Genomic DNA, 24,189 nt, shown 5'->3' with positions numbered 1-24,189 from the left:
CCTTGCCCCTTCCTGCAGACCGCGGAACAACATGTGGCCGACAGCATTCGTGCCAGCTCATACGGGCAAAACCGTGAACGGCATTGGGCAATCGCCATTCGCGAATTGGGTGAGAAATTTGATCATTGGGCGACCGGATGCCGGGAAACCGGTATCCGGTCCTTTCCCTTTCGGGTTCCGCAGGCGCTTGTCGTGCCGCCTGGGAAGCGGTGTTGGCCGAGTTCTGGCGATAGCTTTACGCGTCGAGCAAGGTTTCCGGCAGGGGCAGGCCCATCATCATGTACAAGGCGTCGACACTGGTCCGCCCGCCGCCTTCGACGGTGTTAACGGTGCATCCGAGATCGCCAGCGATCCGGTTCATGACTGAAGGCGCGGACGAGCGAGCGGGAAGGGCAAAGCCGTTCCGTTTCAGCCAATCGGGTGAATAGATGGTGTCCAGGTAACGATCTGCGCCATCGGGAAGGATGCCGACGATGACATCATTCGCTGACGCTTCCTCACACAGGCGGTAGAGATCGTGCAGAACCCAACCAGCCGTCCCTCCCACCAGCACGCCCGTCTCGTCGGCGAACCGATAGATCGCCGAAATCGCCTCCGCATCGGTGACATGGGTACTCGTGTCGACGATCGAGATATCGAGATTGGCCGGAATGAAGGACAGTCCGCCGCCCTGTATCAGAAAGTTGCCGCGCTCCCCGCCGAAAATCACCGATCCCCGGGGTTCCACGGCGCGGATCTCGATACCTGGTTTTCGAGCTTTCAGGAAATGACCCACACCCGTTATCGTGCCACAGGTGCCGACCGCTGCAACAATGCGTGTCACCTCGCCGCCCGTTTGCTCCCATATTTCCGGGCCGGTTCCCAGTTCGTGCGCCAGGGGATTGTCGGGATTGGAGAATTGCGAGGTCGAAATCGCATCGGGCAGCTCCGCCGCCAGGGTGTCGGCAATAGCGATCCTCAATTCCACGGAATCAAAGCCCGGAGGCGTCGGTGGCAGATAGATAATATGGGCACCCAAAGCCGCGATGCGGGTCAGCTTTCCCGCAGGTACGTTTTGGTCGCAGACCGCATAGACGGTGTAGCCCTTGCTGCGCGCAATCATCGCCAGGCCAACCGCGGTGTTTCCCGAGGAACTTTCAATAATCGACATTCCAGGGTGCAGCTGCCCACGCGCTTCCGCTTCCTCGATCATGGTGAGCGCAATTCTGTCCTTGATGCTGCCACCGGGATTGAGCTGTTCGAGTTTCGCCATAATACGGGCGCCGCGCCTGTTCTTGATACCGACTACCGGGGTATTTCCAATCTTCAAATCCATGTTCTCGCCTCCCTGGAAACAAATATAAGAATCTCGCGTATGCTGCTGAACTGCAGAATAATATTATATTCACAAAAATATAATTGTAAAACATGTAAATAACATAATGAAAAATAATTTTTAAGTGAATAAGAAGATGTAATAATTCAGAATATATTTGTGTTTCTTGGAATATTTTGTCGATGATATTATAGAAGGGTGCGGCGATCGCCCTAATACAAGCTCTTTCTGGCATATCAGGCAAGCAGGTAGCTCGTTGACCACAGAGGCAATGGCATTTTCTACGAGCCGACAGACAGCGCTGAGGCTGAGCTACCTCCCCGAAATTCGGACGCCGACATAAGCTATGATTTGCAGGCTTCTGGTCTTCGACGAGAAGGCGATCAGCGATGTCGAAACGCAAGCAGCACGCGCCGGAGTTCAAGGCCACGGTCGCGCTGGAAGCCCTGAAGGGTGAGGAGACGGCGACCTAGGTTGAGGACTCATTCAAATCCAAGCGATGATGATGGAAACGAGGGCGAGAGCAGCCAAATAGTTTCTGGCGAGCCTGTCGTATCGAGTTGCGACGCGGCGCCAGTTCTTGAGCCTGCCGAACAGGCGTTCGATGACGTTTCTGCGCCTGTAAGCCTTCTGATCCAAAGGATAGGGCGTTCGCCGTGCGGCGCTTGAGGGAATGATGGCCTTGATGTTCTTCTGCTTGAGCCAGTTGCGCAGGCTATCGGCATCGTAGGCCTTGTCAGCCAGTAACCGGCGCGGCGGAGCGAACCCTTCCAGAAGCGGAATGGCGAGCGATGTATCTGCGACATTGCCGGGGGCGTGCCCGTGGCCTGAGCCGCGGTGACGATGTCGTCCATCATCGCGTTCATGCGGGTAAGCTCGGCCTGAAAGAGCCGCTTCAGCTTGTCTTTGGTCATCGATGCGCATGGCTGTCGGAGTTTCAGTTCGGCAAGCAGCGTGTTGAGCCGCAGCGCCATGTAGCGCGCGTGGTCATGGTCGGACTGCCTCAGACTGAATGACAGCTTCTGGTTAAGGTCGGCTTGAGAAATATGCCGAGGCAGGCGAGGGCGCCAATACCAGATGTTACCGCGGCGCTGGAGGTTTGGGACTGCGTGATATCGAGCCGTTGCCCAATGTTTCCGAAAGCTCGGACGGCCCCCGATGGGGACCAGTCCTGGGCATCAGTTATGGGCATCAGTCGGTCGATTCAGCCGATAATCCGGAGTGCTTGTCCGAATTTCATCAATGATATCAATGCGTTGGAAAGAGTTGGCTGGGGAACCTGGATTCGAACCAGGACTAACAGAGTCAGAGTCTGCGGGTCTACCGTTAACCTATTCCCCAGTGATCGCTGAAAGAAACATGCTCAAGTCATTCAACACGCTGTTCTTTCAACACTTTGCGAAACGGCTTCAATTCCAATTTCGCTGCCCTCCGACGTCGTCGCCAGTGAACGGGGCGCCTTATAGCGTGGAGGTGAGAGACAATCAACCACTCCATTCACTGTTTTCGACAAGGATGTGTTCCCGGACGGAACGATGTGCCCAACACTCCACCAGCAAACGTGGGAGAACGTCGCCAGATTTCAACCCGGACACATTTCCGGACGGGTTCCCGAAACAAGTGATTTGGTGGCGGGAGGGGAACAATCCGTGCCCGGAATCGGCATCCGACGATCGGGTTGTATGGCATCCGATTTCGTCAGTTCTCATGATGGTCGGCTTGCCGGTTGCGGCCGAGGGAAGAGGTGATAGACTTGTGCACAACTAAGCAACTGTAGGTCGCCGAAGCCGCTCCGTTGCAGGAAGCGCCGCGCGATCAAGAGGTTCGAGACCTTGAGCGATTCGGAAGACGGCGGGCCCGCCCGCCAGCCTTCCGCCAACGCGAACACGAAAAGCGCGCACAAGCGAGCGAAACGCCGCAAGCGCGCCCGGGCCCGCAAGTCGGGCAAACGTGTCGGAACCGATGCGTCTGTGTCGAAAGGCGGGCTTCAAGCCGGCCCGAAGACGCAGGCTCAGGCTGATTCCGATGGGTGTTCGCCGGGTGGAGAGCGCAAGCAGAAAACCAAACGTCGCCGGAATCGGCGGCATGGCGGCGTCGGTGCATCCGGGGCCCGTCCGTTGTCGGTCGCGGGCAAAGAAGCCGCGGGCACCGTTGCCGGGGGGGGCGCTGCCGCCGGGATCGTGACGCGCGTTGCTGCGGGCGGTTCCACGAATGGTCAATCGACACGGGCCGGGGATTGCGGACCTCGCCGCGATCGGCCGGTCGTTGCCGCTGATGCACGACGTCGGGAATCGCCGCACAGGTCCGGCCTTCAAAAGGAATGGCACTCGAATGTGGGGGGCGCTGAAGCCTCCGTGCGACCGGCTGCAGGCGAGGTGCGGCTGGCGAGGGCAGAGCGAAATCCGCGTGCGGGTGGCTATCGCGGCATTCTCTATGCGGCGCTCGACCTTGGAACCAACAATTGCCGCCTTCTCGTCGCCAAACCGGAAGGTCGCGCGTTTCGTGTGGTCGACGCCTACTCGCGCATCGTGCGGCTCGGTGAGGGGATCGGCGCCTCTCACCGGCTTTCCGATGCCGCGATGGAGCGTGCTGTCGAGGCGTTGGCGGTTTGCCGGGACAAGCTGGTTCAGTGCGGCAGTCCCGTGCGCATGCGGCTGATCGCGACCGAAGCATGCCGCGCGGCGGAAAACGGGCCACTGTTCATCGAACGGGTCCGAAAGGAGACGGGGCTTTCGCTCGAGATCGTCACGAGAGAGACGGAAGCACGGCTCGCCGTCGCTGGGTGTACGTCTCTCGTGGCTCCGGATGCAGATGGCGTGGTGCTTTTCGATATCGGAGGCGGGTCGTCGGAACTCGTCTGGCTCGACCTTCGCAACCGGTGTGGCGCTCGCGGCCTTGCGCTAACGCGGTTCATCCGTCATTGGACTTCGCTGCCGCTCGGCGTGGTGACGCTCGCGGAGCGTCACGGCGGCACCCAGGTCGGGCCTGAATGCTTCGAGGCGATGGTGGAGGACGTGTCGCAACACCTGACTTCCTTCACGATGGGCTCGATGCTGAGCGAGGCGATCAGTTCAGGCGATGTTCATATGCTGGGGACCTCCGGCACTGTGACGACGCTTGCCGGCGTCCATCTCGGACTGGAACGCTACGACCGGCGACGGGTGGATGGGGCATGGCTCGCGGATGCTGATGTTTCCGCGATGATCGCCAGGCTGCTCGCGATGCCTTATGAGGAGCGCGTGGACAATCCCTGCATCGGTGCGGATCGCGCCGATCTCGTGCTTGCAGGTTGCGCGATACTTGAAGCCATCAGGCGGCGCTGGCCATGCAAGAGGCTTCGCGTTGCGGATCGCGGCTTGCGCGAGGGCATCCTGATGGAACTGATGGCGGCGGACCGCAAGGGTCGCACGTCGGGTCGCTCGCGCCACTGACCGGGCCGAAGTGTGACCGATACGAATCTGATTTTGGAGCGGAAATGAGCGGCGACGACAAACGCGGAAGTGGCGACCGGGGAATGCATGTGCGGGTGAAGACCGCACGCGGGCGCCGGTCTTCGTCCACGAGGTGGCTGCAGCGCCAGCTGAATGACCCCTATGTGCGGCGTGCGAAGCAGGAAGGCTATCGCTCGCGCGCCGTCTTCAAACTTCTGGAAATCAACGAAAAGCACGATTTCATCAAACCCGGCATGCGGGTGGTGGACCTTGGCGCCGCGCCCGGCGGCTGGAGCCAGATCGTCGCCGATCGCGTCGGGTCCACGGATGAGGATCCTCATGTGGTCGCGATCGATTTCCTCGACATGGACGAGATCCCCGGTGTCATCTTCCTGAAAAAGGACTTTCTGGACGATGATGCCCCCGACGCGCTGAAAAATGCGCTGGGTGGCCACAAGGCAGATCTCGTGCTGTCCGACATGGCCGCGCCGACCACGGGCCACAAGCAGACGGACCATTTGCGCACGACGCATCTGTTCGAGGTGGCCGCAGATTTTGCCCGCGAGGTGCTGGTGCCCGGCGGGGTTTTTCTTTCCAAGGTCTTTCGTGGCGGCACGGAGAACGCGCTGCTGGCGGAACTGAAGAAGGAATATGTCTCCGTGCACCATCTCAAGCCGCCGTCCAGCCGCAAGGAAAGTCCGGAGCTTTTCGTTCTCGCCAAGGGGTTTCGCGGTAAGGCGGAAGACTGACGCGGGCTGTCATGGGAGGCGCGGGCACAAAGGCCCTCATGTGGTGCTCTCAGGTTCGCGGATCCGAGGGTGGTCTGTTCACGCCTCCAACGGTCGCGGCATGGCCTGAGACAGCCTGCCCCGCATCGGCCTCCAGCCGTGCGAAGGCGAGGGCGGACGTCGCCACCAACGCCCCGACGCAAAGAAACGCGATCGAGTAGTCGCTTTCAGCTGCTGTCTGCTCGCTCCGCAGATAGGGCAGAACCTGCAATATAAGCGCGCCGATACTGACGCCGATCGAGAGCGACAGTTGCTGCACCATTGCCGAAAACCCGGTTGCCCGGCTCATCTGCGCGTCGTCGAGGTCGGCGAAGCCGATGGCGTTGAGCGCCGTGAACTGCAGCGAACGGAAGAACCCGCCAACGAACAGCACCAACAGCATGACGAAGGCCGGTGTGGTGTCACTGAACGCCGCCACGATCGCGATCGAGACACCTGCTATCGCCGCGTTCCAGGTCAGGGTCTTGCGAAATCCTGCCGTGGCGAGGGCGCGCGGGGCGACGAACTTCATGGCGATGGCGCCGGCCGCGGCGGAAAAGGTGATGAGACCAGAGGAGAGCGCGGAGCGGCCGTAGGCTTGCTGAAGCATCAGCGGCAACAAGAACGGGATCGCGCCGATGCCAATGCGGAAAAGCGAGCCCGCGAAGATCGAGACACGAAACGTCGATATCTTGAGGAGCGACAGGTCGATGATCGGCGCCTGATGCCGCCGGGCGTGCCTGGCGTAGAGGAGTGCTGAGATGATGCCGATCGCCAGCAGCCCGTATCCGGGCAGCGTCGCTGTGCCCGAGCGAGGCGCGAGTTCAAGTCCGAACAGGATACCGCCAACGGCCGTGGCGGACAGGACGAAGCCGATGCGATCGAATTTCGCGATGTCGGGCGCCCGCAGGTTTTCGAAAAAGATGGTGGCCAGCAATATGCCGATGAGTCCGATGGGCACGTTGATCCAGAAAATCCAGGGCCAGCTTGCGTATGTAACCAGGAACCCGCCCAATGGCGGGCCGACCACCGGGCCGAGCAGGGCGGGCACCGAAACCCATGTCATCGCCTGTACCAGCGAGGATTTGGGAACGGCGCGCAACAACGCGAGACGTGCCACCGGGACCATCATCGCTCCGCCCAGTCCCTGGACGATGCGCATGAGAACCAGCTCCAGGATCGATGTGGAATAGCCGCAGCCAACGGATGCGCCGACGAAAACAACGATGGCCACCCGCAACACGTTGCGCGTCCCGTATCGATCCGCGATCCAGCCGCTCATGGGCATGAAGATGGCGAGTGCGATCAGGTAGGACGTCATCGCCAGATGCAAACGCACGGGATCGAGATCGAAGTCGCGTCCGATCGCCGGCAGGGCTGTACCCAGAACGCTGGAATCCAGCGTCTGCATGAACAGCGCGCAAGCTACGGTGAGGGCGACGATGCGTTGTCGGGGAGTCAACGGAAGGGTCCTGATTCCAAGCGATCGTGTGACGACAGGGACCGCACTTCCATTGCGGATGCCGTCACGGCCAGCCGGCTTTCTTGTTCGTGGTGATGGGAAGCGATGGCGGGGGGCTGGCGTTCCATCTCCAGCTTATGACAGAATTTAGGCGCTCTGTCGCATCCGGCAAGCGACGTCTTATCCGCTCTCGCGACGCGGGGGCAAGGCCGCTGCCGCGTCGATTACGCTTTCCATCATTGGGCGTGCATGGTATTGACCCGCGCCAACTCCTCCGGGACCGCAGAGATTCGGCGCCCGCCCGTCTTCCTCCCAAGGCGAGCGGCGCGAGCCGTTTTATTTAAGGGGACTTGGCGATGCCTGCCTTCTACGAACCTTCCCAAAGCCGCGAAGCACTCACATTCGATGATGTGCTGCTTTTGCCGGGGCACTCCGAAGTGCTTCCCGGCGAGACGGATTTGCGCTCGCGCGTTACCCGCGCCATTGAACTCAACCTGCCTATTCTCTCGTCCGCGATGGATACGGTGACCGAATCGAAGCTGGCCATTGCCATGGCCCAGGCCGGCGGCATCGGTGTCATTCACAAGAACATGACCCATGACCAGCAGTCGGAGGAAGTCCGCCAGGTCAAGAAGTTCGAGTCGGGCATGGTTGTGAACCCGGTGGTGATCGGGCCAGACGCGACCTTGAAGGACGCGCTGGACCTGATGGAACGGCACAAGATTTCCGGCATTCCCGTCGTCGAGAATGGCGGCGCAGGCGGCCAGCATGTGGGCCGGCTCGTCGGTATCCTCACCAATCGTGATGTCCGCTTCGCCTCAAATCCCGAGCAGCGCATTTATGAGCTCATGACGCGGGAAGGGCTGGTCACGGTCCGGGAAACGGTTTGCCAGGAAGAAGCAAAACGGCTTCTTCACCAGCACCGGATCGAGAAGCTGCTCGTGGTCAACGCGGATTACGACTGCATCGGTCTCGTGACCGTGAAGGACATCGAGAAGGCGCATCTCAATCCGAACGCGTCCAAGGACGCTCAGGGCCGGTTGCTCGTTGCTGCGGCGACCAGTGTCGGTGACGAAGGATTTTCGCGGGCGGAACGGCTGATCGAAGCGGGCGTCGATTTGCTCGTCGTCGATACCGCGCACGGTCATTCGCAGCGCGTTCTGGAAACGGTAACGCAGGTCAAGAAGCTCTCCAACGCGGTGCAGGTGCTGGCCGGCAACGTGGCGACCGCCGATGCGACAAAGGCGCTGATCGATGCGGGGGCGGATGCGGTCAAGGTCGGCATCGGCCCGGGGTCGATCTGCACGACGCGTATCGTCGCGGGCGTGGGTATGCCCCAGCTTTCCGCCATTCTTGAAGCGGTTGCGGTTGCGAACAAGGAAGGCGTTCCTATCATAGCCGATGGCGGCATCAAGTACTCCGGCGATCTGGCGAAGGCCCTGGCCGCAGGCGCCTCTTGTGCGATGATCGGTTCGCTGTTGGCCGGGACGGACGAAAGCCCCGGTGAGGTTTATCTGCACCAGGGGCGCTCCTATAAGGCCTATCGCGGAATGGGCTCGGTGGGTGCCATGGCACGCGGGTCTGCCGACCGGTACTTCCAGGCGGAGGTGCGCGACACACTGAAGCTTGTGCCGGAAGGCATCGAAGGGCAGGTGCCCTACAAGGGCGCTCTTTCCAGTGTGTTGCACCAACTTGCGGGTGGACTGCGGGCTGCAATGGGGTATACGGGCGCGAAAACGCTCACGGACTTTCAGGAGAAAGCCCGCTTCGTGCGCATCACGTCTGCTTCGTTGCGCGAGAGCCATGCGCACGATGTCACGATCACGCGCGAAAGCCCGAACTACCCCTCGCATATCTGACGGCGAGGGGCTGCGGACACGTCTAACGCGCCGCGTGCGCAAAGGGATCATGGTATGAAGGACGGCGGTCGCCTTGCGGCGGCAATCGAGGTCATCGAGGATATCGAAAACCGGCGCCGCCCGGTGCAGGAAGCGTTGAAGGATTGGGGCACGAGCCACCGTTTCGCCGGATCCGGCGATCGTACGGTCATCGGCAACCTGGTCTTCGACGTCCTGCGCAAACGATCCTCGCTTGCCTGGCGCATGGGCTCGGAGAGTGCGCGCGACCTGGTTTTGGGGGTCTACGCGCTCGAGTGGGGCAACGACGTCGCGGCGGTGGAGAGAGCCCTCGCGGACGATCGGCATGCGCCTGATCTCTTGAGCGACAAGGAAAAGGCGGCGATTGCCGCCAACTCCCTTGAAGGCGCACCGGATTGGGTGAGAGCTGATATCCCGGAATGGCTCTGGCCATCGTTTTCGGACAATTTCGATGACGAGGCCGTTGCCGAAGGCGCTGCGCTTTCGGAGAGGGCTCCCATCGATCTGCGCGTCAATACGTTGAAGGCGACCCGCGAGAAGGTATTGAAACGGCTGGGATCCTTGGGAGCCGAGCCGACCTTGATCGCGTCGACCGGCGTACGTCTGAAGCCGCGCCCAGGGGCTGCGCGCATGCCGCATGTCCAGGCGGAAGAGGGCTACCGCAAGGGGTGGTTCGAGCTTCAGGACGAAGCGAGCCAGATTGCTGCGTTGCTTGTGTTCGCACAGGCCGGAGAACAGGTGCTGGATTTCTGCGCGGGCGGTGGTGGCAAGACGCTGGCGCTGGCGGCCGCGATGGAAAACCGGGGCCAGATCTATGCCTACGACAGCGACAAGCTGAGGTTGGCGCCGATCCATGAACGCATCGCGCGCGCCGGTGCGCGCAACATTCAGGTGCGCCAGCCATCCGAAGGCGCGCTGGACGATCTGGTGGGCCGCATGGACCGGGTTCTGGTCGATGCGCCTTGCACCGGCACCGGCGTGTGGCGGCGGAGGCCGGACGCCAAGTGGCGGCTTACCGAACCCGCGCTCGAAGACCGCATCGCCGAACAGGAGCAGGCGCTCGGCATCGCGTCCGCCTTCGTCAAGCCGGGTGGTTTTCTCATCTACGCCACCTGTTCGGTTTTGGCGGAGGAAAATGAGGAACAGGTCTACCGCTTTACCGAAGCGAACGAGGACTTCGAGATCGTCTCGGTCGGGGAGGTGTGGCAAGACACGTTCGGTTTCGACAAGCCGCATCCCTGGTCCGCGGACATGAAGACCATCACCATGACGCCCGCTTCCACCGGCACGGACGGCTTCTTTGTCGCCGTGATGACCAAGAACGCATGAACGTTCTGCCGATTTACGCTCCCTCTCGCCACGAACAGGCCGCTCAATGACCGATCGCATTCTCATCATCGACTTCGGTTCCCAGGTTACACAGCTCATCGCCCGGCGCCTGAGAGAGCTCAATGTCTATTGCGAGATCCATCCGTTCCAAAAGGTCGACGACGCCTTTCTCGCCGATTTCAACCCGAAGGCGATCGTCCTGTCCGGCGGGCCGGCTTCGGTCTTCGCCGAAGGGGCGCCCTTGCCGCCGCCGGCAGTATTCGAGATCGGCGTTCCCGTGCTGGGGATCTGCTACGGCCAGCAGGCTATGATGTACATGCTCGGCGGAACCGTTGAGCGCGGTCACAAGACGGCAGAGTTCGGTCGCGCCTATGTTGTTCCCAAGAACGGCAAGCTCGACCTGCTGAAGGGCTGGTTCGAAGGGGAGCGCGAGCAGGTCTGGATGAGCCACGGCGATCACGTCAGCGAGATCGCCCCGGGCTTCGAGGTTTATGGCACATCGCCCAACGCGCCCTTTGCCATAACGGCTGATGTGGCGCGTCACTTCTACGCGGTGCAGTTTCACCCTGAGGTACACCACACTCCGAACGGCAAGACGCTTTACGAGAACTTCGTCGAGGTCGCCGGCTGCAAGCGCGACTGGACGATGGGGCACTACCGGGCGGAAGCGATCGCCCGTATCCGTGAGCAGGTGGGCGACAAGAAGGTTATCTGCGGCCTGTCGGGCGGAGTCGACAGCTCCGTGGCGGCGGTCCTCATCCACGAGGCGATCGGCGAGCAGTTGACCTGTGTCTTTGTCGACCATGGACTGCTGCGGCTGAACGAGGCCGAAGAGGTCGTGACCATGTTCCGCGACCACTACAACATGCGGCTCATCCATGCCGAGGAGCAGGACCTGTTCCTCAATGCGCTGGAAGGCGTTTCTGATCCCGAGGTCAAGCGCAAGACGATCGGCAAGCTGTTCATCGACGTGTTCCAGAAGCACGCGAGCGAGATCGACGGTGCGGAATTCCTGGCGCAAGGCACGCTCTATCCGGACGTGATCGAAAGCGTGTCGTTCTCCGGCGGTCCATCGGTGACGATCAAGTCGCATCACAATGTGGGCGGCCTGCCGGAGAAGATGGGGCTGAAGCTTGTCGAGCCGCTGCGCGAACTCTTCAAGGACGAAGTTCGTGAGCTTGGCCGTGAGCTTGGTCTTCCGGATCACTTTATCGGCCGGCACCCGTTCCCGGGGCCGGGGCTTGCCATCCGCTGCCCGGGTGAGATCACTCGGGAGAAGCTGGAGATCCTGCGCCAGGCGGATGCCGTTTTCATCGACCAGATCCGCAAGCACGGTCTTTACGATGCCATCTGGCAGGCTTTCGTGGCGATCCTGCCGGTGCGTACGGTCGGTGTGATGGGCGATGGTCGCACCTACGACTACGCCTGCGCCCTGCGCGCCGTGACCTCGGTCGACGGCATGACGGCGGATTACTATCCGTTCGGCCATGAGTTCCTGGGCGAAACGGCGACCCGGATCATCAACGAGGTGAAGGGCATCAACCGCTGCACCTACGACATCACCTCCAAGCCCCCGGGAACCATTGAGTGGGAATGATTCAGGCCCCTCCAAACGCCGCCGATTTTACGCTGAAATACGATCTAACACACTGAAAATAAAAATAAATTACTCCTGTGTCTATCGATATCTATCGGTGGGCATAGATCGTATTCGGCGGCCTCGCTGACGGGCCTCGCCCCCATTGATCAACCGGAAAAACGAAAGTACCGTCAGGAGCAATGAGGCTCATGACGGTACTTTTTTCGATTTAAGGCGCTGAAGTATAAGCGTTTTATGCGCCATCGGCCTCCAAAAACCGCGTGACGGTACTTTTCCGCGAGGAGACCCGAAATGTTGACCGATGCAGCACTTAAGTGCCTGAAACCAAAAGCCAAAATGTACAAGGTATCCGATCGTGACGGCATGTATGTGCGCGTCGCACCGTCGGGCGCCATCTCGTTCAGGCTCGACTATCGGCTGAACGGCAGGCGGGAGACCGTCTATCTCGGTAGGTATGCCCGTGACGGGATATCGCTCGCCAGGGCTCGCGAGTTATGCATCGATGCGCGCCGGGCGATCGCCGAGGGGCGGTCTCCCGCCATCGAGAAGCAGCGGGAGAAGCGCCGGATCAAGGAAGCAAAGAGCTTCGGCCAGTTCGGCGAGAAATGGCTGACCAATGCGACCATGGCCGACAGCACGCGTGCGATGCGTCGCTCTATCTTTGAGCGCGAACTCATGCCCGTCTGGCGGAATCGTCTCCTGACAGAGATCACTCCCGATGATCTGCGCGCTCACTGCGGCAAGATCGTCGAACGGGGAGCGCCTGCCACCGCCATTCACGTGAGGGATATCCTGAAGCAAATCTACGGCTTCGCCATTCTCCACGGTGAGAAGGTCGCCAACCCGGCCGATGACGTAGGCCCGGCCTCGATCGCCACTTTTACGCCAAAGGACCGCGCGCTTTCGCCCGCCGAGATCCGCATCATGTTCAAACAGCTCGAGCATGTCGCGACGCTACCGACAATCCGCCTCGGCATGAAACTTTTCCTCCTCACAATGGTCCGGAAAAGTGAGTTGCAGGATGCGGTGTGGGACGAGATCGATTTCGACAACGCCGTCTGGACGATCCCGAAGGAGCGCATGAAGCGGTCGAAGCCGCACAACGTCTACCTGTGCCGACAGACGTTGGACATCATGATCGCGCTCAAGACCTGTTCCGGCAATTCCCGATATCTGTTGCCGTCCCGGTACGACGCGGACGCGCCGATGTCGCGTGCGACCTTCAACCGCATCACCTACGCCGTCGTCGAACAGGCCAAAAAGGAGGGGCTGCCGCTCGAGCCTTTCACGGTCCATGATCTGCGGCGAACGGGCTCGACGCTGCTAAATGAGCTGGGCTTTAACAGCGACTGGATCGAAAAGTGCCTGGCGCACGAGGACGGGCGTTCATCGCGCGGCGTCTACAACAAGGCCGAATATGAGGTGCAGCGCCGGCATATGATGCAGCAGTGGGCGGATACCGTCGACGCCTGGATCGACGGTCGGAAGCACGCCCCAACGCTTCTGCCGCAAGCTATGCCCTTGATGGAGCTTGATCCCGCCCTTTGACGGGGCGGGTTTTCCGCTTGGTGACATCAGGGTGTTGTGCCCGCCGGATCGGCGCAGCCCGCCGTGCCATCAGCCAAGCCTCCACCTCGGCGAGGTCCCAGACGATGCATCGGGGTGAGAGCGCGAACCGACGGGGGAACTCGCCACGTTGTTCCATTTCATAAATCGTGCTGTCAGCCATCGGCACCATCTCACGCAATTGGTGCCGCCGGATTGTTCTCCGAATTTTCATGTTTTCGGTCTGGGACATGCTCAATCTCCATCGTTGCTAAGGCGATTGAGAACGATAGATGTTGATACTGGAAGCCCCTCCGAAATGCCGTGCGGCATTTTCGGGCCGTAGCGTACACATCGGCGGGTTTCTCTCGGCTGCTAGTTGCCGCATACGACGAATAGGCGCTGATGGACGAGCCGGGATGGTGAGAGGCCCGGGACTAGACGGGAGCCCGAGGCAGACACAACTCCCTTCAGCATCCAGCCCGCGCCCAAAGCCTGCATCCCGTCGGGAGCGCAGGCATGTCTTCAGGTCCGGTAGTCCCAAGGCGCCGCGAAAAAGCCATAGCCCTGTTTGGCGCGCTCGACATAGCCAAAGCCCGGAAAATCCAGATGCATGCCTGCGACCATCATCCCGTCCGTCGCCGTAATATCCAGGACCCTGGCCCGTGTGGCTGCAGCGGCCGCCTTGTCTGTATCCAGCGCGAACCCCCAGTCCGGATTGGCGAACTGGTAGGCAGGCGCAATCAGCAGATCGCCCCAGATCAGGAGGCTTTCGCGGCCACTATCCAACCGCAGCCCCATATGCCCCGGCGTATGGCCCGGCATCGCAACACTCGTCAGACCCGGCGCGATCTCGTCCCCCGGCGTGATCAATGTCTTTTCTGCTTCATAAGGCGCGACCATTGCGCGTGACATATCAAGTCCCTGCTGAACCTCTTTCGGCATCGACGCGTAGACCCCCGCATCGAAGGTAAAGGCCCAATCCGCCTCGGATGCGATCATCCGTGCCTTGGGCAGTCGCGCCGCGCCGCTGTTTGGGTCCGTCATGCCGCCGACGTGATCGGGGTGCAGATGGGTGAGAAACACCGTATCGACCTCATCTGTCGCGATGCCTGCCGCCGCCAGCGCCGCGTGCCATCCGCCAAGCGTCGGCGCCAGGCCTGCGGGGGAGCCGGTGTCCACGGCAATCACCCGACCCCCGGCGCGGATCACATAGCCGTTGATGCCGATGGCTATGGCTGCCGGATCATGCGGCTTGTGCGCCAGTTTGGCCGCAGCGCTCGCCTTTGCCTCGTCGTAGCCGGGAATCATTTCCTTCGGGCGTTGGATCATCCCATCCATCAGGGCGATCACCTCGATTTTGCCCACCATTCGGCGCTGAAACTGCGGTGTCGTCGGCGCGCGAACACTCTCCGCCTCTGCCGCGTGTGCAAGACGCAACAACGCCGGCGCTGCAAGTGCTGCTGGCGCCAGTACCGCGCCCCGCATGAAAATCCGTCTGGAAACTGTCATCATCGATCCTTCCATTGAGTGTTTTGTCCGGATCCATAAGTAAAGATAATGATAAGCCTATGGTATCACTGATACTCTTATAGAAGACATAAGGCATGCTTATGGAAAACATTGCCGCCCTGCGATCGCTTGTGGCCGCCTGCGAAACCGGCTCCCTTTCGGCCGCCGCCCGACGTCTCGGCATCACCCAGCCGGCCGTCAGCCAGCAGATTGCCGCCCTGGAGCAGTCATTGGGGCTCACGCTTGTCGTGCGCGGCCGTAACGGCGTGCGCCCGACCGAAGCGGGCAGCCTGGCCGTCAGCCATGGCGTCGAGGTGCTCGCCCGGCTGTCACAGATGCAGGATGCGCTCGCCGCACTGCGGTCCTCACCCGACGGTCGCCTGGGTCTCGCCTGCGCGTTTCTGGTGGCGCAAAGCCTGCTCGTGCCCGTGCTTGCCGATTTGCGCCGCACCCATCCGAAGCTGAAGATCGAGTTCCGTGCCACCGACGATCTGGTCGATCTTGTCGAAGCCGGACTTGATCTGGCGATCCAGGCAAGCACTGATGGCGCCCGCAACGGCACTGTGCGCAAACTGGCCGAGATCGAGCTTTGCCTTGTCGCATCGCGCAGCTATCTCGACCGGGTGGGAAGACCGAAAGTACCGGCGGACCTGCTTCCCCTCGACTACATCCAGTACCGGGACGATCCTGCCGAAAATACGATCGTCTTTGCCGATGGTGGGACTGCTCCTGTCACCGTTTCCTTTGCTGCACAGATGCCCAATCTCATTCTGCACGCCGTGCAGAACCATCTGGGCTTCGCGAAGGCGCCCCGATATCTCATGGCCGACCTTCTGGCTCGCGGCGATGCCGAAATCATTCTGCCCGAGCGCCCTCTGGTCCCCAAGCTGCTCTACCTGATCCGCGCGCCCGGTCTGGCTGCCAGTCGCCGTGTCAGCCTGTTCATGGATCGCTTCATCGAAGAGCTGGCACGCACACCGGACATAGAGCTGGCGCGCGACCTGAGGTCGGTCGCGGCGCCCGAGGGGTCATAAGACGATGCGCGGGCCTTGGCCAGGAGCCGGCGGTTCAACTTGATCTGGGCAGATCCTCCATCACCTCGTAGGTTTGGAGGTCACCTTTCATCCGGTCACCCCAGGTCTTCAGGAACGCCAGCGTCTCCGCTCTTGCAAGATGGGCCGTCAGCGCGTCCTGATCCCGCCAGCGCTCGGCAACCAGGAAGCGTCCCGTTGGCCCGTCATCCAGTGTGAAGCCGTAGAACAGGCATCCATCCTCGGTCTTCGTACTGAGACTGATCGCCTGAACGTCGCGGACGAATGCGTGGACGTCTTGCGGATCGATGTGAATGTACCCCATGAGTATGAGCATGTCGGTATCCCCTTATTCAATCGCCAACGGTCAGCACGATCTTTCCCTGGATATGACCCTTGGCGGCCCGTTCATGCGCCTGGCGCGCCTCGGCAAGCGGATAGGTGCTGTCGATGATCGCGCGGATCGTCCCGTCATTCAGATAGCGGGCAAGCGCTGTCAGGTGCGCTCCGCTGGAACGGACCTGCGTCGTGGAGACCGTGATGCCCCGCTTCCCGGCTTCCTCGGCATCCGCAAAGCCCAGTGGGTAGACGGGGAACAAGGCTCCTCCCGGCTTCAGGGTTCGCAGAAAACGACCCGTTGTCGGACCACCCAGCGCATCAACAACAAGATCGAGGTCATGAGCCACGGTCTCGGGTGGGGTCCTGGTGTAGTCGATGAATTCGTCGGCGCCGAGGTCGCGCAAGGTCGCCTCATGTTTGCTTGAGGCAACGGCAATGACCCGGGCACCTTTCAGCTTCGCCACCTGCACCGCGAAATGCCCGACGCCGCCCGCGGCTCCGTTGACCAGCACGGTCTTGCCCTGAAGCGGGGCCGGCTGATGCAGGCCTGGTTGCAGCGGATTGGGTTCGCTGTGCCCGAGTTCCACCATGAACTGCCAGGCGGTGAGCAGCGACATGGGGGTGGCGGCGGCATGGATGTGATCTATGCCCGCGGGCTTCAGTGCCAGCTCCGACGCCGGCACGGCGACATAGTCCGCATAGGCCTTGCTTTCCCCGACACTGAAAAAGCGGACCATGGAATAGACTTCGTCGCCGACGGAAAAGCCTTGAACATCCTCGGCGACCGCCTCGACAACCCCTGAAATATCGGTGCCCAGAATAAGGGGGAACTCGACCTGCGGCCGCCATTCCGGGGGAAGCGTCCTGTAACCATCGCGCAGGTACCAGTCGGGAGGATTGATGCCGATGGCATGGACGCGAACCAGGACCTCGCCCGGCTGAAGCGCGGGTTTCGGCGCATCTTCGTATTGCAGAACCTCCGGGCCGCCGAAGGCATGAATCCGGACGGCTTTCATTGTTTCATTCGACATGGCTTTGTCCTTTCGAGGCAAGCGTGCTACAGCTGGAGCAGTGCCCCGCATTATGTGGAGCGATGCCCCGTATAAACGGCGCACCGCTCCATTTGTCAAGTGACAACATGAGATCAGGCGCCCGAAAGAGCGACGATCACATCCTCGCTGTCGCCCGCGACCTTCTTTCCTCCTGTTCGACGTCGCCCAAAACATACGCCGCAACTACGTTCCGCTCTGCACGAGGAAACGCACGGCACCACTATGTCCAGGCGAGCGCGCGTGATGGCGGGGCGTCGTGCCCGTGACGCGTTTGAAGGCCGTTCTGAACGCACTTTCCGATTCATAGCCGAGGGAATGGGCAATCGCGCCGATGGGTTGGCCGTGCTCCAGACTGCGTCCGGCGAGCAGCATTCGCCAGCGCGTGAGATACTCGATCGGACTTTCGCCAACCAACCGCCGAAACCGCGCCGCAAAGCTGGCGCGCGACATGTCGGCTTCAGTGGCGAGCGTTTCCACCGTCCAACGCCGCGACGGCTCCCGATGGATCGCCTTGATAGCCGCACCGATCCGTTGATCGGAGAGCGCGAACAGCCAGCCGATACCCTTGTTCTTATCGAGATAGAGACGGAGCGCCTGGATGAAGATCATGCACGCGAGTTGCTGTGCGATGAGGATGGCACCCGGCTTGAGATCGGTCAGTTCCTGCCGCATCCGCTCGAAGGCCCAGCGCAGCGTCTCAGCCTCCGTCCCGCCGCGCAAATGAACGATTGGCGGCAGCATGCCGAGCAAAATCTCCGCCTGCGGCCCCGCGAGCGCAAAATGTCCGCCAAGCACGGTCACGCCAGAGCCGTCGTTGAGCTTCACCAGCGCGCCTTCTTCGGCGCCGAGAAAGTGGCGCTGCCAATTGTCTGGGGGCAGGCTCAGGTCACTGGCGATTTGAAACGGCCGGCCTTGCGGCAGCATGAAGCAATCATCCTTCTGCAGAAACACAGGCTCGCCCGCGCCTTCCACCGCGATCCAGCACGCGCCGGCGGTTACGGCGTAGCATTTGATGGCTTCATGGGCGTCAAAGCCGATCGACCAGCTTCCACCGGCCTCGAAGCCACCCACGAGATAGCTTCGCAGTCGCAGGAACGAGATGATATCGGATAACGGGTCCATCCTGGATGACCTCCAATAAAAACAGGATTTTGGCGCATAGATCGTCTGAAGTCGACCGCCTATAGCTGGATGCTCTCACGGTACAGCGAACATTTGCGCAAGGAGATTGACTTTGACATTCGAGATATTGGCGCTCGTCATGACGGTCGCCTGTTGCGTTCTCGGCGTCCGCTTCATCTTCTTCGGCGGGAGCGTGCTCAACGAGTGGAGGCTCGAAAGCACGGCTGGAGCGCTCATCCTGTTTCGCCGGATGGGCCTGATGTATCTCGGCCTCGCTCTGATGTTCTACCTCGGCAGAACGGCCGCCCCTTCGGAAGTCCGCTCAGCGGTCTGCCTGCTCATGGGCGGAACAGCTATGCTGCTTGCGGGTCTGGGATTATTCGAATTTTCGGCTCGGCGTGTCAGTGCGGGCATCTTTCGTTCTGTCTTCGCGGAGGCGGTGCTTGGGGCAGCCTTTATCTGGGTTTGGTGGGCGGGTTGATGAGCACGATGAGTTTCACGCTGCGAACTTATTTTAGAGCTGAGCAAACGGACGAGAACCGGTCATGAAGCGCATCCAGTATTTCAAGTATGGCGACCCGGAAGAGCTTTCACTCGCCGATGTGGACCGGCCGAAACCTGGACGCGGTCAGATTCTGGTTCAAGTCAAGGCCGCATCGGTCAACCCTATGGACTGGAAGATTCGGCGCGGCGAAATGAAAATACTGTCCGGTTCGCGTTTTCCGCGCGGCCTGGGCCATGACTTTTCCGGTGTGGTCGATGCCGTTGGGCCCGACGTAAAGCAATTCAAGGTGGGTGACGAAGTCTTCGGCGCCACCACAATCCGGCAAGCCGGCGCTTTCGCGGAATATGTCGTAGCGGACACAAAGACTGTTGCACTGAAGCCGTCCAATATCACTTTCGAGCAGGCGGCGACCATGACGGTTGTCGGTTCAACAGCCTGGATCGGACTTGTCGCAAAGGCGAAACTGAGAGCCGGTCAGTCCGTCCTTGTCACCGGGTGCCTGGGAGGGGTGGGGCGTTCGGCGGTGCAGATCGCACGCATGCACGGTGCAATCGTCACCGGCAACTGTCGTGCATCCGGACGCGAGGACGCTCAGGCGCTGGGCGTGAGCGAGGTTATCGACTACAACGCCTTCGATATTGGGTCCTATCGACGCCGGTTCGATGTCATCTTCGATACCGCAGGCGCGCTATCGCTGCGCCAGTGTGGCGCGATGCTCAAGAAGGGCGGTATGTCACTGCACATCGTCCCCACGCCCGCCAAGATGATCGGCTGCCTGCTTTCCCCGCGACATCATCTCGTATTCGCCAATCCCACTCCGGATAGCTTCGCCGGCATCGCCGAAGCGGCCGAGCAAGGCAAACTCGCCCCGGTGATTGGTCGCGTCGTACCGCTGTCAGAAGCGATCCCGGCCATCGTTGAGCTCGAAAAGACGGGCAACCCCAAAGGAAAGCTGGTAATTGCTCCCATGGAGCAGGACTGGTGAACAGCCGTTATTCCGGTGGAAGCGCTTCATAGCCATCGTGCAGGTGCCAGCCGGGAGGATTGATCCCGATTGCCTGAACGCGAACCGGGACTCTATCCGGCGTCAGCATGGCTTTGTCCTGTCGAGGCAAGCGTGCTACAGCTGGAGCACTGCCCCGCATTATACGGAGCGACGCCCCGTTTAAATGGTGCGCCGCTCCATTTGTCAAGTGATATCATGAGATCAGACGCCCGAAAGAACTATGACCACATCCTCGCTGTCGCCCGCGACCTTCTTTCCGGGGAGGGCGCCGACGCGTCGCTGCGGGACATTGCGCGCAAGGCGGGCGTTGGCGATGGTACGCTGCATCGCCATTTTTCCACTCGAGAAGCCTTGCTGGAGGCCTTGCTCCGCACAAGCTTCGACGCGTTGAGCGCGAGGGCCGGCGAACTGGCGAAATGCGAACAAGCCGACGAGGCGCTGTTGAGCTGGCTGCGCGAGGCAATTGTGGTGACGCACAGCTACAAGGGTGTGATCGCGCCGATGGTGGCCGCGATCGCCGACGAAAATTCCGCCCTGCATTCCTCATGCGTCGATCTGCGGCAGGCAGGAGCGGAGCTCCTCAGGCGGGCGCAGGCGAGGGGGCTGGCACGGGATGATATGGATGGCGACGATCTCTTCGCGCTGATCAGCGCCCTGGCGTGGCTCGCCGACCAGCCTCCGCTCGTTCCGCGGGCGGATCACCTCTTCGACATCATATCGGACGCCATTCTCTTGAGGCGGGCCGGTGTAGTGTCAGAGAACGAGCGCGCCTGAGCTGCGAAAGAAAGCCTGCCCGACATTTAGTCGGGCTTGTGTGCAGGACTAGCATCGCCCTTCGGACCGGCCGCGCGATAACGCAGCCCGTCAACCAGCAGGGCGACCAGCCGGCGAGCGGCTGCTGGATTTCCATCACTTGACGGCATGCACAGGCTCGCCACTGCTCGCAGAAGATCATAGGGATTTGCGTCGGGGCGTATTTCTCCGGCGGTGACGGCGGCATCGAGCAACCTTTGCAATGCGGGCTCGAACCGGCTGTCGAAATAGGCCGGCAAGGCCTCGAATGCCGGGTCGCCCGAATGCAGGGCGGCCGCCAGTCCGCGCTTGGCAACGATGAAGTCGACATAGCGCTGCATCCATCGGTCGAGCGCTTCTCCCGGAGGATAGGCTTCCGCGAGACTTGTCGCTGCATCGGCGCAGGCGTCGACCTCACTGCGAAACACCGCTGCTATCAGATCGGAGCGCTGCGGAAAGTTGCGGTAGATGGTCCCGACGCCGACACCCGCCTTTTCCGCGATCTCGCGCATCGGAGCTTCGACCCCCGATGTGGCGAACACGTCCCGTGCCGTGCGCACCAGTGTCTCGATATTGCGCTGCGCATCTGCGCGCACATTCCGTCCGGACGATCTGCCAGCCATGGATTCCAAAAATTCTCCAATACGCGCTTGTTAAACGGAACATCGTTCCGTATATAGGCGGAAGGCTGTTCCGTTTAATATGCTGTCGGGCTTCAAAAAGCCAGCAGAGAAAATAGGGGATTCTATCATGTCGGACGACCGCATCGCTCTCGTAACGGGAGCCACTCAAGGTATTGGCCTCCAGATCGCAAAAGATCTGGTGGCAAAAGGTTTGACGGTGCTTGTCGGAGCGCGCGACCTTGAAAAGGGCGAGAAGGCGGTGCAGGACATCGGAGCGGGCGCGCATGCAATCCTGCTCGACGTCACGGATGAAGCATCGATCGCTCGGGCGGCCGCTCTCATTCGTACCCGGTTCGGCCGACTTGATATCCTGATGAATAATGCCGGAATCTCAAGGGCGAAGCCGAACCAGGACTTTGCGGAGGCTGTCAGGACAAACCTGCTCACAGACGCGCCGCTTGCCGACATCCGGACAGTGTTCGAGACCAATGTGTTCGGCGTGATTGCCGTGACACAGGCGATGCTTCCGCTTTTGCGCGAGTCGCCTGCAGGCCGCATCGTCATCACCGGAAGCTCGGGCGCATCGCTGACGCTCAACTCCGATCCCACCAATCCACACCGAAAAATGTTCGGCAATTATTCCGCGTCAAAGGCAGCGGCACACGCCGTGATGCTGGCATTCGCGCTGGCGCTCGAAGGCACCAACATCAAGGTCAACTCCGCTTGCCCCGGGTTCACCTCAACCGCTCTCAACAACTTCAACGGCACGCGCAGCGTGGAGGAGGGCGCGCGGGAGCCGGTGCGGCTTGCCCTGATCGGCGAGGATGGTCCCACGGGCAGCTTCTCGGACGAGGATGGACCGGTGGCCTGGTGAACCGCGCAGGACTGACGACTGCTCGCAGAGACAAGCCTGCTCCGCGACGTCGCCGAGGCGATCGGCAAACGACTGAATGTGCCGGTGACGTCGCTTTCGAACGAAGACGCGGCTTCCCACTTCGGCTGGCTCGACCTGATCGCGCGAATGGACGTTCCCGCGTCCAGTGTCCTGACAAGGCAAAGCCTGGAATGGCACCCCACGCAGAAGGCCGGCCTCATTCAGGACATTCTGGGCACGGTCTGAACGAAGACCTCCGCCCAAGACATCACCTCGCGAATGGAGAGCAAAACCATGCCTGAACCAACCGTAAAGCCGGACAGACCGCCGGTGCCGATGGCGACGCCGATCCTTTCCTTCAGTCCGGTGACGTTCGAGGTCCCGGGACGTCAGGCGCTCCTTGAAATGCGGGTCGTCGTCCCGGCGACGGGCGACAGACTGCCGGTGATCCTGCTGTCCCACGGTCACGGCTCCTCGAATTTCATCGCCTCAATGCGAGGCTATGGCCCGCTGGTCGACTTTTATGCCTCCCATGGCTTCGTGGTGATCATTCCAACGCACGAGAACTCGAAGACCCTCGGTCTCGATACGAGCGGTCCCGAAGGACCGCTGTTCTGGAAATCGCGCCCTCGGGACATGAGTTTCATCATCGATCATCTCGACGAGATCGAAACCACCGTTCCCGGCCTTGCGGGACGCATCGACAGGAGCCGCATCGCTGCCGTAGGTCATTCCCTGGGCGGGCACACCGTTGCCATGCTGGCCGGCATGCGTGTGAAGGATCCCGCAAGTGGCGACGACGTCGATGTCTCAGAGCCTCGCATATCGGCGGCTGTTCTGTTTTCGCCGCCTGGCAGTGGCAGCGGCGCGTCAGCAAAGATCGCCGAGCTTTATCCAGCGCTGGTCAACAGCGACTTCAGCGGCATGACGACGCCTTGTCTGGTTGTTACAGGCGACAAGGACATCAACCCGATGTTCTCCGAGCGCGCGGACTGGCGAGCGGATGCCTTCCGAATTGCGCCCGGCCCCAAGTCGCTCCTGTCCCTGAACGATGCCGGGCACATCTTCGGCGGCATATCGGGCTATGATGCGGCGGAAACGTCGGACGAAAGCCCTGAACGCGTTGCTGAAGTCCAGCGTATCACCTGGGCCTATCTCAGGACCGCCCTCTATCCCGATGATCCGGCCTGGAGCACGATAAAGAGCGAAACCGAAAATGGCTCTCAGGGGCGGATCGAGAGCAAATAAGCAGGCCGCGTGACCGGCACGACTGAATTGGCGAACAGGCTGATACGGCGCGGCTCAGTCTGCCAATCGCGCCGCCAGGTCGCTCAAAAGCCAGCGGCCCGTAGGTCCAGGCACACGATCGGCCAGATGTGCGGCGTAAATCGTCAACGGATCTGCATTCCCTCTGGTATCGTCATCAAGCTTGAGCCTGACCAGCCTGCCTGCATCCAGGTGCTCCTGCACAAGATGCTCAGGCATCCGGCACCAGCCGAAACCCGCGAGCAGGAAATCCATGCGCCGCCCGAGATCGACGAACCGCCATGGAGCCGAGCCGGTCAGGCCGTAGTTCGGTCCATCCCGGCTCGCCGGGTCGGAAAGAACCAGCTGGACATGGGCCTCCAGATCGACGCGGCTCGCCGGACGGCCAAGCGTCCCCAGGGGATTACCTGCCGCCACGGGCAAGAGATTGATCCGGATGAGCGGCGTCGCCATCACATCCTCAGGCGCGTCGGGCAGAAGCAGGCAAAGAGCAAGCGATACATCGCCCGCGCGCAAACGACGGAGCGCGCCTCCAAGCCCCTCGGTCGAGAAGCTGATCTGCAATTGCCGATGGGGCTCGTGCAGCGCGCGAAGGCTTCCGATCAGGGGCGCGGTGGGGACCAGCGGGTCGATGGCAGGCGCCAGTTCCGCCTCCATCCCCTGACGTGATCCTGCGGCCACGGCCTCGAAACGGGCAGCGCTCGCCAGCACCATGCGCGCTTGCTGCACCAGGATCCGGCC

General features: G+C 61.3%; 22 protein-coding genes, 1 tRNA gene and 2 pseudogenes. 13 read left to right on the top strand and 12 right to left on the bottom strand.

Translation table 11 applies throughout. The features are described from left to right. Window positions 1-235: 235 nt before the first annotated feature. The 4 genes and pseudogenes from C8N35_RS12995 to C8N35_RS12980 all read right to left on the bottom strand — a co-directional run bounded on the left by C8N35_RS12995 (window position 236) and on the right by C8N35_RS12980 (window position 2,656). Complete coding sequence (locus tag C8N35_RS12995) at window positions 236-1,315, bottom strand: PLP-dependent cysteine synthase family protein (RefSeq protein WP_107990135.1); 1,080 nt, start codon at window positions 1,313-1,315, stop codon at window positions 236-238. Window positions 1,316-1,801: 486 nt separating this feature from the next. Further along, window positions 1,802-2,128: pseudogene (locus C8N35_RS12990) on the bottom strand (IS5 family transposase); the annotation flags it as partial. 152 nt (window positions 2,129-2,280) lie between these two features. Further along, window positions 2,281-2,475 (bottom strand): annotated as a pseudogene (locus C8N35_RS24505) (DUF6538 domain-containing protein); the annotation flags it as partial. Window positions 2,476-2,582: 107 nt separating this feature from the next. Continuing rightward, a tRNA-Gln gene (locus tag C8N35_RS12980) sits at window positions 2,583-2,656 on the bottom strand. A gap of 491 nt (window positions 2,657-3,147) precedes the next feature. On the opposite strand from C8N35_RS12980, the gene C8N35_RS12975 reads away from it, so the two are divergent. Continuing rightward, window positions 3,148-4,746 carry a Ppx/GppA phosphatase family protein gene (locus tag C8N35_RS12975; protein WP_211200034.1) on the top strand — a complete coding sequence of 533 codons (1,599 nt, stop codon included), beginning with the start codon at window positions 3,148-3,150 and terminating at the stop codon, window positions 4,744-4,746. A 44-nt stretch (window positions 4,747-4,790) separates the two neighbouring features. After that, window positions 4,791-5,495: an RlmE family RNA methyltransferase gene (locus C8N35_RS12970; RefSeq protein WP_107990133.1), complete on the top strand. Its 705-nt coding sequence runs from the start codon at window positions 4,791-4,793 to the stop codon at window positions 5,493-5,495. 49 nt (window positions 5,496-5,544) lie between these two features. Here the strand turns inward: C8N35_RS12970 and C8N35_RS12965 are convergent, their stop codons facing one another. Beyond that, window positions 5,545-6,975 carry an MFS transporter gene (locus tag C8N35_RS12965; protein WP_245926780.1) on the bottom strand — a complete coding sequence of 477 codons (1,431 nt, stop codon included), beginning with the start codon at window positions 6,973-6,975 and terminating at the stop codon, window positions 5,545-5,547. 356 nt (window positions 6,976-7,331) lie between these two features. Here C8N35_RS12965 and guaB point away from each other — a divergent pair, with 356 nt between their 5' ends. From guaB to C8N35_RS12945, 4 genes are all read left to right on the top strand, one after another. Next, window positions 7,332-8,834 carry an IMP dehydrogenase gene (guaB, locus tag C8N35_RS12960; RefSeq protein WP_107990131.1) on the top strand — a complete coding sequence of 501 codons (1,503 nt, stop codon included), beginning with the start codon at window positions 7,332-7,334 and terminating at the stop codon, window positions 8,832-8,834. Between the two features lie 54 nt (window positions 8,835-8,888). After that, window positions 8,889-10,181: an RsmB/NOP family class I SAM-dependent RNA methyltransferase gene (locus tag C8N35_RS12955; protein WP_107990130.1), complete on the top strand. Its 1,293-nt coding sequence runs from the start codon at window positions 8,889-8,891 to the stop codon at window positions 10,179-10,181. A gap of 46 nt (window positions 10,182-10,227) precedes the next feature. Beyond that, window positions 10,228-11,778, top strand: coding sequence for a glutamine-hydrolyzing GMP synthase (gene guaA / locus C8N35_RS12950; protein ID WP_107990129.1), 1,551 nt, complete (start codon window positions 10,228-10,230; stop codon window positions 11,776-11,778). A 294-nt stretch (window positions 11,779-12,072) separates the two neighbouring features. Continuing rightward, window positions 12,073-13,329, top strand: a complete 1,257-nt coding sequence (locus C8N35_RS12945) for a tyrosine-type recombinase/integrase (protein WP_107990128.1) — start codon at window positions 12,073-12,075, stop codon at window positions 13,327-13,329. On the opposite strand, the gene C8N35_RS12940 is transcribed toward C8N35_RS12945, so the two are convergent. Then, window positions 13,295-13,579, bottom strand: coding sequence for a helix-turn-helix transcriptional regulator (locus C8N35_RS12940; protein WP_107990127.1), 285 nt, complete (start codon window positions 13,577-13,579; stop codon window positions 13,295-13,297). The genes C8N35_RS12945 and C8N35_RS12940 overlap by 35 nt on opposite strands. 272 nt (window positions 13,580-13,851) lie before the next feature. Further along, window positions 13,852-14,841, bottom strand: coding sequence for an MBL fold metallo-hydrolase (locus tag C8N35_RS12935; protein ID WP_170122094.1), 990 nt, complete (start codon window positions 14,839-14,841; stop codon window positions 13,852-13,854). 92 nt (window positions 14,842-14,933) lie between these two features. Here C8N35_RS12935 and C8N35_RS12930 point away from each other — a divergent pair, with 92 nt between their 5' ends. After that, window positions 14,934-15,872: a LysR family transcriptional regulator gene (locus C8N35_RS12930; protein ID WP_107990125.1), complete on the top strand. Its 939-nt coding sequence runs from the start codon at window positions 14,934-14,936 to the stop codon at window positions 15,870-15,872. 34 nt (window positions 15,873-15,906) lie between these two features. On the opposite strand, the gene C8N35_RS12925 is transcribed toward C8N35_RS12930, so the two are convergent. From C8N35_RS12925 to C8N35_RS12915, 3 genes are all read right to left on the bottom strand, one after another. After that, complete coding sequence (locus C8N35_RS12925) at window positions 15,907-16,206, bottom strand: putative quinol monooxygenase (protein ID WP_107990124.1); 300 nt, start codon at window positions 16,204-16,206, stop codon at window positions 15,907-15,909. Window positions 16,207-16,222: 16 nt separating this feature from the next. After that, a complete protein-coding gene (locus C8N35_RS12920) occupies window positions 16,223-17,239 on the bottom strand; it encodes an NADP-dependent oxidoreductase (protein ID WP_107990123.1) in 1,017 nt (338 codons plus the stop codon). 204 nt (window positions 17,240-17,443) lie between these two features. Then, window positions 17,444-18,382, bottom strand: a complete 939-nt coding sequence (locus C8N35_RS12915) for an AraC family transcriptional regulator (RefSeq protein WP_107990122.1) — start codon at window positions 18,380-18,382, stop codon at window positions 17,444-17,446. A gap of 112 nt (window positions 18,383-18,494) precedes the next feature. Here C8N35_RS12915 and C8N35_RS12910 point away from each other — a divergent pair, with 112 nt between their 5' ends. From C8N35_RS12910 to C8N35_RS12900, 3 genes are all read left to right on the top strand, one after another. Next, window positions 18,495-18,863 (top strand): hypothetical protein, encoded by a 369-nt coding sequence (locus C8N35_RS12910; RefSeq protein ID WP_107990121.1) that lies wholly within the window; start codon window positions 18,495-18,497, stop codon window positions 18,861-18,863. Between the two features lie 64 nt (window positions 18,864-18,927). Beyond that, on the top strand, window positions 18,928-19,872 hold the full coding sequence (locus tag C8N35_RS12905; protein ID WP_107990120.1) for an NADP-dependent oxidoreductase: 945 nt from the start codon (window positions 18,928-18,930) through the stop codon (window positions 19,870-19,872). Window positions 19,873-19,941: 69 nt separating this feature from the next. Next, complete coding sequence (locus tag C8N35_RS12900) at window positions 19,942-20,667, top strand: TetR/AcrR family transcriptional regulator (RefSeq protein ID WP_245926779.1); 726 nt, start codon at window positions 19,942-19,944, stop codon at window positions 20,665-20,667. 26 nt (window positions 20,668-20,693) lie between these two features. On the opposite strand, the gene C8N35_RS12895 is transcribed toward C8N35_RS12900, so the two are convergent. Continuing rightward, a complete protein-coding gene (locus C8N35_RS12895; protein WP_107990118.1) occupies window positions 20,694-21,308 on the bottom strand; it encodes a TetR/AcrR family transcriptional regulator in 615 nt (204 codons plus the stop codon). 127 nt (window positions 21,309-21,435) lie between these two features. On the opposite strand from C8N35_RS12895, the gene C8N35_RS12890 reads away from it, so the two are divergent. From C8N35_RS12890 to C8N35_RS12880, 3 genes are all read left to right on the top strand, one after another. Beyond that, window positions 21,436-22,182 carry an SDR family NAD(P)-dependent oxidoreductase gene (locus C8N35_RS12890; protein ID WP_107990117.1) on the top strand — a complete coding sequence of 249 codons (747 nt, stop codon included), beginning with the start codon at window positions 21,436-21,438 and terminating at the stop codon, window positions 22,180-22,182. 84 nt (window positions 22,183-22,266) lie between these two features. Next, window positions 22,267-22,428, top strand: a complete 162-nt coding sequence (locus C8N35_RS12885; RefSeq protein WP_210203512.1) for a hypothetical protein — start codon at window positions 22,267-22,269, stop codon at window positions 22,426-22,428. Window positions 22,429-22,476: 48 nt separating this feature from the next. Further along, window positions 22,477-23,430 (top strand): alpha/beta hydrolase family protein, encoded by a 954-nt coding sequence (locus C8N35_RS12880; protein ID WP_245926778.1) that lies wholly within the window; start codon window positions 22,477-22,479, stop codon window positions 23,428-23,430. Window positions 23,431-23,484: 54 nt separating this feature from the next. Here C8N35_RS12880 and C8N35_RS12875 read toward each other — a convergent pair whose 3' ends face one another. Next, the gene (locus C8N35_RS12875) at window positions 23,485-24,177 is read right to left on the bottom strand and encodes a LysR substrate-binding domain-containing protein (protein WP_210203511.1); all 693 of its coding nucleotides are present in this window, start codon (window positions 24,175-24,177) and stop codon (window positions 23,485-23,487) included. Between the last annotated feature and the right edge of the window lie 12 nt (window positions 24,178-24,189).

The sequence above is a fragment of the Breoghania corrubedonensis genome (assembly GCF_003053845.1).
GTDB lineage: Bacteria > Pseudomonadota > Alphaproteobacteria > Rhizobiales > Stappiaceae > Breoghania > Breoghania corrubedonensis.
This window is presented reverse-complemented; position numbering and strand designations above follow the sequence as displayed.